We start from the raw sequence: 15,563 nt of genomic DNA, 5'->3' as shown, positions 1-15,563 counted from the left end.
GCAATTATGGAGAACAGATATGCAATCAGTGAGCTATGCGGAAAAAGTTGAACGTATCCGTCAGAATATTGCTGAAAAACCCGATGGCATTCTGGAGAGCCTAGCTACCGAATATAATGTGCCGATCCAGACCGTTCTCGAGTGCGTTCCGGCAGGTGGGGTCACGCGTATTGATGGCAGCCTGTTTGTCGACGTGATGAGCGATATTGCGGACTGGGGTGACATCACATTCATCTGCCATTCTAAAGATGCGATTGTGGAGTTTTGCGGGCCGGTACCTCACGGCAAAATCGGCCATGGCATGTATAATTTGCAAGGCGGCTCAAGCGGACTTTCCGGTCACCTTCGCCATGAAAATTGCAAAACCATTTTTCTCGTTCGCCGCCCCTTCATGGGTGTTGATACTTTGTCTGTTCAGTTTTTCAACGCCGATGGCGAGACAATTTTCAAAATCTACGTTGGCCGTGATGAAAAGCGTCAACTGAAGCAGGATCAGGTCGAATGCTTCAATCAGCTCGCAACGCGCTTTGCCTCAGGCGCGGGAAATGCCTGATATGTCGAGACTTCTGATTTTTGGTGCAAGCCGTGGCGTTGGACTGGAGTTAGCGCGTCACGCGCGCGCCAATGATCGCCAAGTGAGAGCATTGGTGCGAGAAGCTTCAGACGCAACGGCACTGGCAAAAACCGGCGCGCAAATTATTCGTGGCGATGCCTTTAGCATTGAAGATGTTGCGCGCGCATTTGCACAATCCGGCGAAGAAATTGATGTGATTTCCACATTGGGTGGGCGCATGGAAGACGGTCGCCGCGCAGATGATGAAGCCAATATCAATGTGATTGCCGCGGCAGTTGCAGGAGGGATAACGCGGCGATTTGTGTTGGTAACGTCAATCGGCTGCGGGAACATGGCTCCTTATCGTTCAGAACGCGCAATCGCGGCCTTCGGTGCGGCGGTTGACGCAAAAACGAACGCGGAAGCTTATTTGCGAAAGTCGAACCTGATCTGGACAATTGTTCGGCCTGGAGGGCTTGTTTCAGAACCTGCAACCAATAAGGCACTTCTGTCCGATGATCCTGAGATTCATGGTTTTGTTCATCGGGAGGACGTCGCATTGCTTGCGTTACGAATTTTGCGTGATCCAGCAACCGCTGGTCGCACATTTGCAGCTGTGGATGCGGCGCGAATGCAATGCAGCAATCCCATTTTACCATTCCCGTTAGCAGCGCTCTGACTGACGGCTTTTTCAAAAGATCAGAAGCTTCAGGAGCCATCAAAATGGATGCCGGCGTTGTCATGATTATATTGACCCTGCTTTCTGGGGGGCGAGATTTCTTCAACCTTCGTCAATGTCGACACGCGTGCCGAGTGTAATGAAAGACTGGCACGCATTCGTCCTGTGCTGGAAAGCGGAGAAATAAAGCTTGAAGAGGCTGGCTGCTTCGATAGTTCTGCGCAGTTTGATGATTTTGATCATTCGATGCCGCAAGACGCGCCACGCTACAGTTTTCTGGTGAATATCGATGGCGATCACGCCCTTATCAGGAAGCATAAGAGTGCTGCAGATTGCCAGACGTCTCTTGAACTTTTGCCCAGGGCAACTGCCGGACAGAAGAAGTATTGCACCACATCAACACAAGATTTGATTGTTCTAGGCGGGTGAAATCTATCCGCGTACTGCTATAAACGGAGAGGGTATATGACACAGATTTCCGGTGGGACGGGTCTGAAACCAACGGCGTTAACGCATTGCAAATTTGTAGCAGCCTTGCTGGTTTCTGCGTCATTTGTAGGCGTCGGATCGGTACAAGTACGTGCGCAGGAAACTGCGCCGATGACATGGCTTGATACAATCACTTTGGTTGGCACGCGAACCGAACTTGCAATCAAGGATAATCCACGCTCTGTCGCGGTCATTGATGAAAAAGAAATTGAACGACATCCGACTGACAGTGTTGCAGAACTTCTGCGCGATATACCAAGCGTTGAGGTCAGCGATGAATCCGTTGCGGGCATGAAGCGTTTGCGTATTCGTGGCGAGAGCTCACGCCGCGTGACAATTCTTGTCGATGGGCAGGAAATTACCGACCACAGCACTTACGGAACGCCTATTCTGGTCGATCCATACACGATTGAGCGTATCGAGGTCGTCAAAGGGCCGTCTTCGGTTCTTTATGGCGCGAAAGCAATCGGCGGTGTGGTGAATATCACAACCAAAAAGGGAGCAGACAAGCCCATCCAGTTTGAAGCCGGTGGCAGCTATTTTTCTGGCAGCAAAGGCTGGCAAAGCTGGGCTGCTATATCTGGAAGCAAGAGTGGATTTGATTACCGGCTGTCTGCATCTACCGATAAGCACGGAAATCGCATTGTCCCGGAAGGCATTTACTCATCGACCGGAACACTTGACGATACGTCTTATAATAATCGTGATCTTTATGCCCACCTTGGCTATCGGTTTGGTGAGAGTGACAATCATTACTTAGCGCTTAAACTGGAGCAGCATCGCCTTGAAAGTGAGGGCTGGACAGGTATTTTCGCGGCGCCCATCCAGCGCTTCAAGATTGATTTGCCAAAGCGTGATCTTCGCAAAGTCGGCATTTATTACGATGGCGAGGACATCAGCGATACGATCCGCAAGATTCACGTCGATGCTTATTATCAGACCATTGATCGGCTGTTCAGAAATGAGGTGACAGTTTCTCCAATGCCGCGGCGCACAGTTGATGTGACGTCAACATCTGATGATCGTATTATTGATTACGGCATGAATGCCCAAATCGATCTTGATCTCTGGACAGATCATCAGACTATTTTTGGTTTGCAGTATCTTTCAGACAATCTTGTGACGGATAAGACCTCCGCCACTGTCATGACCGGATTTGGACCATTTCCTATCGCAACGAATTCAGCGTCGCGGGATAAGGCGCATATCGATACGTTCTCTGCCTATGCACAAGACGCATGGGATGTGACAGAAGATCTGAAGTTTATTTCGGGATTACGTCTCAGTCATATCCGTACTGCACTTGATGACAGCTCAGATATGATACGGGCGGAATTTAAGCCCCAGAATGACACGCGATTGTTGTCGTCCTTCGGTGTGACCTGGGCCGGACTAGACCCCGTCACGGTGCGCGCCAGCTATTCTGAAGGTTACATTACGCCTACATTGCTGCAATTATTCAGCTCAACGACGGCTGGCGGTCAGGGTACAATCTTTGGCAATCCTGAACTTGAATCGGAGACCGCGCGTAATTTCGAGATCGGGGCGCGTTACGAAAACCGCGGTCTGACATTTGATTTGGGGGCTTTCTATACAAAGTCGAAGGATTACATCACCACGACGCCCTGTCTCACCGTTACAGATTATTGCCTGAACACCGGAACATCGTCTGTATACATCAATGCTGACCGGGCTTCGTCATATGGTCTTGAGTTTCTTGCATCATACGAACTGGCAGCCACTGGATTTACGCCTTATTTCGGCGGAAGCTGGATGCGGCGTGAACTGGAATACGCAACGTTTTCGACTTACAACAGCGACACCCCACCGCTCTCCGGTCGCTTAGGCGTACGTTATGAGGGAGAAGTGCAGAAGCATCCGTTCTGGACTGATCTTTATATGCGTGGCGCTACGTCTAACAAGCAGACTTATCTGGATACGAGCGGACTCGTGACTGAAAATCTTCCATCATGGGCGACATTTAATTTTGCTTTCGGCGGCAGCTTTGGTGAAAACGAGCGGCTTACATTCGCTGTGAATGTCAACAATATTTTCAACAAGGAATACCGCCCGACATTTGGCGAGCTCCCCGGAGTGGGCCGGAGCATCGACATAAGCGCACGCGTGAAGTTTTAGAATGTCTTCGAATAACCGTGTTTGTTTCAAATCCGCGAATGTAGCATAGGCTTTTGGAGCAAGATGTGCGTAAGACGGCAAACCAGAGCATCTCCAGCGATTTAATCTACGCTGAGAACGCTCTGGCGGGCTTAAGCTGGTTGGTCAAGAAAGACAGATGTTTAACTGACGAATTATAGAAATGTTACCGAAGAATTACTTGGTGCATTCAATGTAAAATATTCGCCATTTTGTCGTCGGGCGAAAACCCACATATCAGGTTGATTAAAAAGCGTGGTCTTAATGTCCTGCTCGTTCATGAGGTTGAATGCTGTCGCCCAGGCATCCGCTCGCGCCGCGTCATTGCTCACAACTGTTAAATATTGATAGAGCGAGGCTGAATAGCCTGTTTTTGGATTGAGAAGATGGTTGAACTTTCCAGTATCGTCAAACTGGAAACCCGAAAAGCTCGACGTCGCAAGCCCCTGATCGGCAATATCGACGGAGGCTTCTATTTTTGATCCCGCTTCGAGCTGCGAAATACCAATTTGCCAAGGCTTTCCGTCAGGTTGATGACCAATGACGCGATATTCTCCCATATCCACAAGAGCATGTTCGACACCACCTGCCTTGAGCAAAGTTGTAATACGGTCGGTGATATAGCCCTGCGCAATTCCGTTGAGCGTTAATGCCATCGATGATTTGGTAAAGGCGATCCGGTTGTTGTCGAACCGAACATGATCAAAACCAACTTTCGTCAGTGCATTATCCCAATCTCCACGCGATGGCCCGCCGGGTTCGGGATCAGGTTGCGAGAAATGTTTCTTCAGGCAATTCCAAAGCGGTTGAACTGTTGGATCAAAAAGCCCTCCACTTTGTTGCCAACACTCATGGCAAATTTTGAGAAGCTCGATGAGTTCTGGCGAAGGCGATGCCAGCGCACCAGCGCGATTAAGACGTGAAAGCTCACTGTCTGGTCGATAGAGACTGAAAATATCCTCAAGGCGCGCAGCCTCGTAAGCGCTGGCGCGAACCAACCGTTCTGCCGTATTGCGGTCTGGATGATAGACCATGATTTTTGCAGGTGCACCCAATGCCTGCCCCTGCCATGTCACTGGGGTCATCGAAGTAGAAGCTAGAGCCAAACACGGAAGAGCGCTGAGCGCCGTGACAGCAATCCCACCGACGAGCAGATGACGACGCGTAATAGTCATGGCCAACTCCCTTCAATGCGCATGAGTTGTATCAGCGTCTTTATTGAGAGCCGTCTGATCGCCCAGCACATAGGCTTGAGGCATTTCAGCGAAGCGGACGATCCGACCACCTTGTTCTGCGACGAATTTATCCGCAGCCTCCTGTGTCGAAAATGGAACCGCTTCGTGTGCGCCCATGCCGCCCACGGCTTTACTTTCAATGACATAGAAAGCTTCACGCGCATTCACCCAGTTTTCCGCGCCGGGTTCTTCCCAGTTTGGAGCTTTGGCCATGTCGGAAACATAAATCGCGCCGATGCTTTTGGGTTCTTCCGGCAGCATGGTGAAGGCAATTGTGTCACGCGCGGACGAAAACCACACTGGCTCGTTGGCTGGTGAAAGAATGACCTGACCTTTTGGCCCGGGATGCTCAAGAACATTCATGCCACAATAGCGGCCCATGGCTGAATCCGTTAGGGCGAACGGTGGTATAATTTCTGCCGTTTTCTCTTGCGAGCAACCCGCAAGGACTATGAAAAATGCGGCGGGGATCAGAAGCAGAGACTTTTTCATAGCTCTTTCCTTGAAAAAATCAGCATTGAAAATACGAGTGGCAGCACGGTCCACAATCCGAGTGTCAACGTCATAATGAGCGGTCCAAGCGTTGCATTGCCGGCCACACCGCCCATGCCTGTCAGTGCACCGGCCTGACCTGAACCAAAATTCAGCAGACGATAAGAGTCAGCCGGATTAATTCCGAGAAGCGTGTTGAGGATGCCCGTTCCAATCATCTTTCCCTGATCGAAAACCAGAAGTGCGAGCAAAGCTGCATCGTAGATCAGCACAAAGAAAAGCCAGACGCCAATGGCAATACCGGCTGCGGTGCTGCGCTCGCGTACAAGTGTACTTGCCAGAAAACCAATAGCGATGAAAACGGCACCCAGCAGTATTGATGATCCGATGAGGGTTGCAAAAGCTAGCCAGCTTTCGGCGTTGGCTGCCGAGCCGCTTGCCAACAAAGCAAGTGCAGCAATGCCGTAGCCAAAGAAAGTCGCAAAGGCGAGAATGGCAAGCTGGCCGAAAAACTTGCCTAAGACAACCTGTGCACGGCTCAAAGGATAGCTCAGCAAAAGCAGCATCGTGCCGCGCTCCATCTCACCGACAATGGCATCATGTGAAATGAGCAGTGCAATAAGCGGAATGAGAAAAATCGTCAGACTGGATAGGCTGACAATAACCACATCCATCTGGCTCGCACCAACGGAGCTTCCTGTTGGGGCGCTGCCCAGAAATGTCATGCTGAGTGCCAAAGCTGCCAAAAGAAGCGTGGTCGCCAATACCCAGCGATTGCGAAGCCCTTCCTGTATTTCCTTGAATGCGATGATGGCGATGTTGTTCATTCTGCCGCCTCCTTTGCCGACGCATCACCTGCATTCAGAAAATGCGCATAAAGCTCATCAAGTGTGGGCGGGACCACATCGAGTTCTGTCAGATCGTTATTGTTTGCGATAATATGTCGGACAAGCTCCATCTTGCCTTCTGCAGGTGCTTCGGCTTCAAAAAGCCCTGTATTGAGTTGATGCCACTTGAGTTCAATTTGTCTGCATCTGTCGGGAAGCTGTGGTGTATCCTCTGCCTGCACCCGGATACGCAGAGGGAGCTGCGAGATCCTGCGCAATGCTTCGATCGATCCATCGGCGATGATATTGCCCTTATTGGCAATGATCACACGCCCGACTTTGCTTTCGAGTTCGGTGAGCGCGTGCGATGACATCAGGATCGTTGTGCCTTCCTGCCGCAAATATTCGAGAATGTCGTAAAAGCTCTGGCGCAATGCGGGGTCTAGTCCGGTTGTTGGTTCATCCAGCAGCAGCACCGATGGCTGGCCTAAAAGCGCTTGAGCCAGTCCCAGTCGCTGACGCATCCCCTTGGAGTAAGTCCCCACCCGTCGTTTGGATGCATCCGCCAGACCTACGCGTTCAAGCAATCCGGAAATCTGGCTTCCTGATACATTTTTGAGCCTTGCATAAAATTTGAGTGTCTCGGTGCCCGTCAGCGCCATATTGAAGGAGACATGTTCGGGGAGATAGCCAAGCTTCAGGCGAGCGGCAAAAGCTCCGGCTGCGGGATCGTCACCCAAAACCCGGATGCTGCCTTTTGTGGGGCGAATAAGACCAAGCATCAGTTTGATCATTGTGGTTTTGCCAGCGCCGTTATGGCCAACCAGGGCGATAGTCTCGCCCGCATTGAGCTGGAAACTCGCATTTCTTATGGCGTCGAAATTGCCATAGGTTTTCGTGACACGATCAAGAATGACGGTCTCTGTCATTGTGGTTTCCTTCCGTCACTATTGGCTTCGATAAAGGGTGGCTTCATAAGGGGATGGTTATCCACAACACCGCCCGGAAGGAGCGCAGGAAACTGTGTTTGTGCCCAGCGAATAGTTTGCACAGCAGGGCTATTGATCAGAATCTTGGCTTGTGGTGAGGTCCACAATACCCGATCGATCAGATCATTAGGGCGGTAGGGATTATCGGCAACGCCATCGCCATTGAGATCAAATGCGGGATTGTCGCTCCAATAATTGCCACGCCCTTCATGTGACCAGTCGAGATTGCGTGTGCCGACATATTTAACCTGATTGCGATTGTTGATGAAAGCATTACCAGTCATGGTATTGCCTTCAGAACCGGCAGTGAAGTGAATGCCGATGCTGCAATTTTCAAAACTGTTATCGGTGAATTTGTTTTTGTTTGCGTTATAGATGAAGACACATTTTTCCGGTCCAAGGCGCATGGTTTCGCCTGCTCGCGCCACTTGCTGGTCTTCGTTAGGAAGACCGTGCTCGGCTTTCTGCACGCCGGCATTAAGCCAGCGATCAATAGCCTGCATTCGCCCAATCACCTGATTACCGGAAACCACCGAACTATTGGCATAGTTGAGCAACAACCCATGATCACGATCACCGTCAGAGATGTTGTTCATCACCTTCAGGCGATTGGTGTACATGATGGCAAAGCCAACCGAATTATTGCGCGAGATGTTGCCGATGACTTCGCTGCGGTCGGTATACATGTAATGCACGGCAAAGCGCACGTTTTCCATGAGGTTATTCTGGAAGACATTGTTCTTGCTGGCATTGGTGTAAATACCGTCGCGGCCATAACGGATTGTATTTCCGATAACCTTTGCGCCCGGTGCATTCCAGATGGAAATTCCGCTTCCGGTCTGACTCATGCGCACGCCGCGTTGCCCGATGACTTCATTATCCTGAGCGATGGAGTTGGCGGCTCCATGCAGATATATGCCGTAAAGATTGTCGATCAGACGATTGTTTTCAACACGCGCGCCCGTTGCAGTACGGGCAACGAAAATGCCGGAATTCAGCTCTGACATATTGCGGCCCGAACCGCGCACCTCAATGCCGCGCACAACAACATCCGGCGCATTCACAAGGATCGCATTTCCTGTGCCTTGTCCGTCTATGACAGCACCCGGCTCGCCGATTAGCTCGATATGCTGATCGATCACGACAGCACCTTTGTGGGTGCCTTTGCCAAGCCGGACGACATCGCCCGGCTCAGCCTTATTGATGGCCGCCTGCACACTTTCTCCTGCGGCCACATCGACTTTTGCCGCCATGACGGTAGAACAAAACCCAAGTGACAGGATGGTTGTCATACATAAAGAAAGCGGCAAACGGGGGATCGTCATGGTGTTTAGCTCTTCTTCGGTTCGACGAGCATACGGCCCTTCATTTCCATGTGCATGGCATGGCAGAACCACGAGCAGTAGTACCACCAGACACCCGGCTTATTGGCCACGAAGGTAACGGAGGCGGTGGCCTGTGGTGCCACTTCCATGTTGATGCCGTAATTGATGATGGAAAAGCCGTGTGTGAGATCGTCGATTTCATCGATATTGGTGATGTAGACGGTGACTTCATCGCCCTGCTGGACGGTGAATTCCTCCAGCCCGAAAGCAGGAGCGGCAGAGGTCATGTAAACACGAACCTTGTTGCCATCACGGATGACTTCGGAATCGATCATCAGATCGACGCCATCGGCCTCCGCCTGTTTAACCGCATCGGCAAAAAATGGATCCTCTCGGCTCCAGAGATTGACTGGGTTGATCTTGGAGCGATGAACAATCGTCGCATCATGCGGTTCTGCGAAGCTTGGACCATCATGGACAATCTCCATGGTTTCACCGGAAATATCGATCAGCTGATCGTTTTCGGGTTTGAGTGGGCCGACATTGAGATAGCGATCTTTCGAGAATTTATTGAGCGAAATCAGCCATTGGCCATCGGCATCCTTCGTCTGTCCCATTGATGTGTGGTTGTGGCCGGGCTGATAATGAACATCGAGCTTCTGGCGGATCGGATCGACCTTCTCGCCTGCAAAGGCGCGCTTTGCATCTTCGATGTTCCACTTGCAGATCTGGCTGTCGATGAACAGCGTTGTATAGGCATTGCCCTTGCCATCATATGCGGTATGCAATGGCCCAAGGCCAAGTTCAGGTTCTGCGACAACCGCAGCGCGAGGCTCGATTTTGTCGTTGAAGAGATCATCGAACTTTCTGACGTCGAACACTGTAACGGTTGGCGACAATTTGCCATTGGCGACAATATGAATGCCGTCAGGAGCCGTATTGATACCATGCGGGCTGTTTGGTACCGGGATGTAACGGGTAAAGCGGGAGCCATGCCGACCGTCCACAACGGGCACGCCATTCATTTCCTTGAATTCGCCCTTTGCGACAGCGTCTTCAATGCGCTTCAAGTCAAAGACAACAAGCCAATCCTGCTCGCTGCTCATCATCTCGGCAAGCGTTACGCCCTCTTCTGAGTTATAGCAGGTCGCGAAAGCATATTTGCCCTGATAATCGCAATCGACATTGTCAAGATTGCCGTCAACCATCACCTGCCACGCAACCTTCATCGTATCACCATCAACGGCGGTGAAAATCGCATGATATTGTTTGGTATCTGTGAGATTGGTCCCGTTGTTTGGAATTGGCACACGGTCTTCACCGTTACAGAACACATAACCTGTGCGCGGGTATTTTTGCACACGCAAGCCATGAACCGTATGCTGGTTTGGCAACTGGATAATCTTATCGCATTTCATCACATCCAGACGAATGCGACAGACGCGCGTGTTGGCTTTGTCATTGGCATAGAGATAACGGCCATCATAAGTGCCATCAGTGAAGGACAGATGCGGGTGATGCAAATCGCCATTCTGGAACACGCCGCCGCGGTCCTTCATGAATTCGCGGTCTTCCGGCAACATACCGTCACGGATGATCTTCAGACTTTCATTGGTCTGTCCCCAGCCCGTCGCACTGTCACGATTGAAGACCGGGATACGCATCAGTTCGCGCATCGAAGGCAGCCCGACGATACGCACTTCGCCCGTCTGGCCGCTGGAGAAGAAGACGTAATATTCGTCAAGCTCACCGGGCTTGACCTCAACGCGGCCTGCGTGTCCGCTGCCAGCTGCAAGTGCTTGTGTGCTTGTTCCGGCAAGAAGAGCACCACCGATGCCACTCGCGCCTGCGGCTGCTACGAATGCTGATGTACCCAGCAATTGCCGCCTGTTGAAACGGGATTTTGAGATTTCTTCAGTCATATTTCTCTCCTTAAGAAATTACGTTGGCGAACCGGAGCCCATTTGGGCATCCAACGGTTGACCTTTGATGGAAATCACGGGCTTGGCAGGACCGCCGCCGCGTTCAGAAGCTGCAGACAGCGGTGCATTGCGTGCTGCGAATTTTTCCCGTTTCACGCGCACCTGAATCATATGTGGGCAGCGCTGGTCGTCCTGATAAAGCTCCTGACAATGCATGCAGTAGATGCACTCATTCACATTAATTTTGCCTTCGGGATGAATGGCTTCGACCGGGCATTCCTTGGCACAGCGCTGGCAGGGTGAGCCGCATTCGGGCCAGCGTTTGAGCCATTCAAACATGCGGATGCGTCCGGGGATCGCAAGGGCAGCCCCGAGTGGGCACATGTAGCGGCAGTAAAAGCGTTCAATGAAAAGGCCAGCTGAAAGCAGCGTTAGTGCATAGATCACAAACGGCCATTCGCGTGAGAACTTGAGAATGATAGAGGTTTTGAACGGCTCAACTTCAGCGAATACCTCTGCCAGTGCCACCGAGTAGAGTGACAGTCCAAACAGCCCCAGAAATATGATGTATTTGACGGGCCATAGGCGCTCATGCAGTCCCCATGGCAGTTTGACCTGTGGTATTTTTAGCCATTGCGCGACATTGTTACTGAGCTCCTGCAAGGCACCGAACGGGCAGAGCCAGCCACAAAATGGTCCGCGGCCCCAGAATAACAGTCCCGCAGCCACTGATGCCCACAGAATGAAGATCAACGGCGACGTGAGGAAAAATTCCCAGTTAAAGCCGGTAATCAGCGAATTGGTAAAGGTCAGAACATTGACCACCGACAATTGCGCATTGTTGTAAAATCCAAGCCAGAGCAGAATGAAAAGCAGATAGCTGCGTCTGACCCAGACAAAAATGCGCGGACGCGCGACAAGAGAATTCTGGAAAAAGAAAATGCCGACGAGAATAAAGATTGCGAGCCCCGCAATCACTACATTGACGCGGTTCATCTCCCACATTTTTACCCAAAGCGGGTTATTGTCGCCGAAAATGTCGGATGCCGTTGCTTCTCCCACCGGCTGCGGTTGACGTGGTGCCTCGGAAGCAGATTCTGGCTGCACGGGTGAGGGAACCTGCTTTGCGAGCAGATGGCGTTCTGGCAGGCTATAGCCCAAATCATAGCTCAGATTAGCCTTGTCACGCGCACCAAATCCACGCTGCACGAGAAGCTGCAAATCCCATGGCTTTGTTACATCGAAGGCGAAACCAGCTGGCACGCGGAAGAGCGCAATTTCGCGCAATTGCGGCGCGCCATCGGCCTCAATGTCACCGAGGCGCGTATGATTTTTATCGCGAAAGCGAACGCCCTGTCCGTCCTGCAAAAGCTCGATGCGATCAAAAATCCCGCCGCGTACATAGCCTGATCCCTTAAAGGAATAAGCGCCGTCACCGGCAACCAGGATTGCCTGTTCACCGGGTTTAAGCTGTTTTTCCAGCCGTTCATAACCGTCTTTACCAAGCAGACTAATCCCAATGCCGGGCACGGAAACAGGAGCGGCATAAAGTTCGATAAAGTTATCTTCGGGGTTGGAAGTCTCTGCGTTGTTTGCAGCCTGTTCATGCTGAGCGTCGCGAAAGGCTTGGCTGACCTCGCCAACATTGAGTTTAAGGCTGCGAACTGATCCATCACCGATAAGCGTCTGCCAATCCTGCGGCTCGCGCAGTTCCATATTAATCGCGCGCGGAGCATCAACGCTTGCGGCAAACACAGGTGTATTTCCCAAACGACCGCTGCGAATAAGACCCACTGCCGAGCGCACAATACTATCACCCATCACAAGAACCGTGACGGTTGCACCGCTGACAATCTCGACCTGTGGCGGTTTCGCCTGACCTGCTGAGACCGCAGCCAGATCGCTATTCACAAGGGAATTAAGTGCTGCGACAACCTTGGCTTCAGGAATGCCAATGAGGACTATTGGCTCTTTGTGGTCCACCAGTTTGATGCCGCGAATGACACCTTTGGTATCTATTCCAACAAGGATGCGGATCGGCTTACCGGAATATCCGATCGAACTGGTGAAATCGGAATTGAGATATACATAGCCGAGCAGTTCCCCGCCCTTCGTCACAGGCGCAATCGGTGGTTCACCAACAGGTTGGCCAACATTGTTTGCGCCGGGGAAGACCTGCGTGACGTCCAAAGCGGGAATATATTTTTGCAGGTCGGCAGAATTTGAAGGAGACGTAAAAATACTTAGCGCGGTCAGCGCAATCAAAACTGCACAAAGAAAATTTAAAGAGCGATTGAAGAACGTTCTGCAAGCCAACTCCCCGACGCTCTGAGATTGTCGGATCACATAATCGAAAACTTTGGAGTCCGTAGTCAACATATTCACTTCAACCTAGCTGGTCGCCTTTCTGGGGAAGGCAGCCGTTTACGCTGATGAATAGTGATCTATGCGCCGTGTTCTTTGTTGCAGAGCAAGTAGAGGATAGCTTCGTGGGTTGCTAACGTTTATTCTGAAGGGAGCACGGCTTAAATTTGGACGCGTTTACGCTGAAAGTGCTTCGAAACGCCCGTTGAGGAAGCATGTTTTCTAACCTGCAAAAACAGCATGTTATTTACCGATCATATAGATGAGTTTGACGCTAGTGAAGGCAAGAGCTCCACTTAATCAGAAATGGCGTATCCGCTCGCAAAACTATCTGGGTTCCAGCTTTGCGCCTGTGGAATGCCTGCGCCGACAAGATCAATGGCACGCGCTGCAATATGATCCACGATTTCTTCCACACTTTGAGGATTTAGATAAAAAGCCGGAACCGGCGGCATCACGATTGCGCCCATTTCTGTAACCGTGCACATGTTGCGCAAATGAACCAGATGCAATGGCGTTTCGCGGGTCAGCAAAACCAGTCGGCGCCGTTCTTTGAGATGCACATCAGCAGCGCGCGTTAACAAGCTGTCGCTGAAGCCATGTGCAATAGATGCAAGTGTGCGCATCGAACACGGCGCCACAATCATGCCTGCGGTTGGCACCGAACCACTGGCGATTGTCGCACCCACATCTTCAACGCAATAGGTTTTGTCTGCAAGCTGATGCAGCATTGAATAGCCATTGGGGCCAAGCTCGTAGCGCAAGGTTCGTTCGGCGGCCTCCGAGACGACGAGATGTGCTTCTACATCTTCTAGCTTTGCCAGCTTTTCGAGGATTTTGAGTGGGATAATAGAGCCTGATGCACCGGAGACACCGATAACAATCCGCTTCATGTTCTTGGTACTCCGCTTAGACCAAGTTCATCCCATATAGCATCGACCCGCGCGATTGTGCTGTCGTTCATGGTCAGCACCTCGCCCCATTCCCGATCGGTTTCGGGCCCGATCTTATTAGTGGCATCGAGCCCCAATTTGCCCCCGAGACCAGAGCGCGGCGATGCAAAATCGAGATAATCGACTGGCGTATTATCAAGCGTGACGAGATCGCGGCTTGCATCGAACCTTGTAGACAAAGCCCACAGCACATCATCCCAGTTGCGCACATTAATGTCGGGATCAACTGCGATGATAAGTTTGGTATAGCTGAACTGTGGCAGCATCGACCATAGCCCCATCATCACGCGCCGCGCCTGCCCCGGATACCGTTTGTCGATCGAAACCACCATAGCACGATAAGAGCAAGCAGCGGGAGGCAACCAAAGGTCAACGATTTCCGGAAACTGCGCATGCACAACCGGCACAAAAAGCTGGTTCATTACTTCGCCAAGCTTCGACGGTTCATCTGGCGGTCGTCCCGTATAGGTCGATAAATAGACAGGCTTTTTACGCATAGTGATCGCGCTGAGCTGCATTACGGGGAATTCTTCGACACTGTTATAATAGCCGGTATGATCGCCATACGGCCCTTCAGGTGCCGTATGTGATGCTGACACATGGCCTTCGAGAATAATTTCTGCATGAGCAGGCACACTCAGCGGAACTGTGCATGCGTCGGTGATAACAGGTCTGCGGCGTGACAGGAGGCCTGAGAACGCGAGTTCGCTCATACCTTCGGGCAGCGGCATGACGGCCGCTAATATGCTCGCAGGGTCAACACCGATGGCAACAGCGACGGGCATATCAAGCCCACGCTGCTGCCACATGCGATGGTGACGCGCTCCACCGCGATGCGCGAGCCAACGCATAATCATGCGGTCTGGTCCTAATTTCTGCATCCGGTAAATTCCGACATTCACGTCTGACGGATCGTCGGGCGCACATGTGATTACCAGCGGCCATGTCACAAGCGGCGCAGGCTCACCCGGCCAGCACCATTGGATCGGCAGTTTACCAAGATCAATTTCATCGTCCAGAAGAACCGTTTCATGAACCGGTGCACGGCTTATCCGGCGTGGACGCATCGCGAGCGCTGCACGGGCAAGCGGAAGTTTACTCCAAATTTCTTTTGCGGAACGCGGTGGCTTTGGCGCACGCAATTCTGCGAGCATCTCAGCCAGCGCTGGCAGTTCTTCGACTTCCCGACCAAGCCCCCAGGCAATCCGCCGCTCGGCGCCGAACAGATTGGCCAGCAGTGGGATCGCTTGAACATAACCATTAGCATCGACCGGTTTTTCGAAAAGCAGCGCCGGGCCGTCCGCGTGCAGCACGCGTTTATGGATTTCCGTTATCTCGTGAACCAACGAAACCGGACGCTTGATACGAACCAGATCGCCGCGCTTTTCCAGCTCACGCATGAAGCTTTGCAAGCAGACATAATTCGGCGGCAAAACAGAAGCATTTCTCATGCGTCAAGTTTGAATACCGAATTGGTTCGCCGTCTTTGACATTAATCAAACACGACAACACTGGACCGCATATTTTCAAATATTCAACAAATGATGAGTAATCATGGAGAGCCCGCCTTCTGGTCCTGTC

Annotated in this window: 13 protein-coding genes; 3 read left to right on the top strand and 10 right to left on the bottom strand. The window is 51.6% G+C overall.

The features are described 5' to 3' along the window. The first annotated feature begins 19 nt into the window (after positions 1-19). The gene (gene hutX / locus WH356_RS11160) at positions 20-553 is read left to right on the top strand and encodes a heme utilization cystosolic carrier protein HutX (RefSeq protein ID WP_339510746.1); all 534 of its coding nucleotides are present in this window, start codon (positions 20-22) and stop codon (positions 551-553) included. A gap of 1 nt (position 554) precedes the next feature. Then, entirely contained in the window at positions 555-1,232 is a 678-nt protein-coding gene (locus WH356_RS11155) for an SDR family oxidoreductase (RefSeq protein ID WP_339510744.1), read from the top strand. Positions 1,233-1,334: 102 nt separating this feature from the next. Here WH356_RS11155 and WH356_RS11150 read toward each other — a convergent pair whose 3' ends face one another. Beyond that, positions 1,335-1,550 (bottom strand): hypothetical protein, encoded by a 216-nt coding sequence (locus WH356_RS11150; RefSeq protein ID WP_339510742.1) that lies wholly within the window; start codon positions 1,548-1,550, stop codon positions 1,335-1,337. A gap of 147 nt (positions 1,551-1,697) precedes the next feature. On the opposite strand from WH356_RS11150, the gene WH356_RS11145 reads away from it, so the two are divergent. Further along, the gene (locus tag WH356_RS11145; RefSeq protein ID WP_339510740.1) at positions 1,698-3,857 is read left to right on the top strand and encodes a TonB-dependent receptor plug domain-containing protein; all 2,160 of its coding nucleotides are present in this window, start codon (positions 1,698-1,700) and stop codon (positions 3,855-3,857) included. A 173-nt stretch (positions 3,858-4,030) separates the two neighbouring features. On the opposite strand, the gene WH356_RS11140 is transcribed toward WH356_RS11145, so the two are convergent. The 9 genes from WH356_RS11140 to WH356_RS11100 all read right to left on the bottom strand — a co-directional run bounded on the left by WH356_RS11140 (position 4,031) and on the right by WH356_RS11100 (position 15,433). Further along, positions 4,031-5,050: an FAD:protein FMN transferase gene (locus tag WH356_RS11140; protein ID WP_339510738.1), complete on the bottom strand. Its 1,020-nt coding sequence runs from the start codon at positions 5,048-5,050 to the stop codon at positions 4,031-4,033. 12 nt (positions 5,051-5,062) lie between these two features. Continuing rightward, complete coding sequence (locus WH356_RS11135) at positions 5,063-5,602, bottom strand: nitrous oxide reductase accessory protein NosL (RefSeq protein ID WP_339510736.1); 540 nt, start codon at positions 5,600-5,602, stop codon at positions 5,063-5,065. Then, on the bottom strand, positions 5,599-6,429 hold the full coding sequence (locus tag WH356_RS11130) for an ABC transporter permease subunit (RefSeq protein ID WP_339510734.1): 831 nt from the start codon (positions 6,427-6,429) through the stop codon (positions 5,599-5,601). The genes WH356_RS11135 and WH356_RS11130 overlap by 4 nt, the downstream gene beginning before the upstream one ends. Further along, a complete protein-coding gene (locus WH356_RS11125; protein WP_339510732.1) occupies positions 6,426-7,358 on the bottom strand; it encodes an ABC transporter ATP-binding protein in 933 nt (310 codons plus the stop codon). Before WH356_RS11125 ends, WH356_RS11130 begins: the two co-directional genes overlap by 4 nt. Then, positions 7,355-8,743, bottom strand: a complete 1,389-nt coding sequence (locus tag WH356_RS11120) for a nitrous oxide reductase family maturation protein NosD (RefSeq protein ID WP_445253660.1) — start codon at positions 8,741-8,743, stop codon at positions 7,355-7,357. Before WH356_RS11120 ends, WH356_RS11125 begins: the two co-directional genes overlap by 4 nt. A 5-nt stretch (positions 8,744-8,748) precedes the next feature. Continuing rightward, complete coding sequence (gene nosZ / locus WH356_RS11115; protein WP_339510730.1) at positions 8,749-10,665, bottom strand: TAT-dependent nitrous-oxide reductase; 1,917 nt, start codon at positions 10,663-10,665, stop codon at positions 8,749-8,751. 18 nt (positions 10,666-10,683) lie between these two features. Next, entirely contained in the window at positions 10,684-13,044 is a 2,361-nt protein-coding gene (locus tag WH356_RS11110) for a regulatory protein NosR (RefSeq protein WP_339510729.1), read from the bottom strand. 281 nt (positions 13,045-13,325) lie between these two features. Further along, positions 13,326-13,922 carry a UbiX family flavin prenyltransferase gene (locus WH356_RS11105; RefSeq protein WP_339510727.1) on the bottom strand — a complete coding sequence of 199 codons (597 nt, stop codon included), beginning with the start codon at positions 13,920-13,922 and terminating at the stop codon, positions 13,326-13,328. Then, positions 13,919-15,433 (bottom strand): UbiD family decarboxylase, encoded by a 1,515-nt coding sequence (locus WH356_RS11100; RefSeq protein WP_339510725.1) that lies wholly within the window; start codon positions 15,431-15,433, stop codon positions 13,919-13,921. Before WH356_RS11100 ends, WH356_RS11105 begins: the two co-directional genes overlap by 4 nt. Positions 15,434-15,563: the final 130 nt, after the last annotated feature.

The organism is Ochrobactrum sp. MYb379 (assembly GCF_037479515.1).
Classification (GTDB): domain Bacteria; phylum Pseudomonadota; class Alphaproteobacteria; order Rhizobiales; family Rhizobiaceae; genus Brucella.
This window is presented reverse-complemented; position numbering and strand designations above follow the sequence as displayed.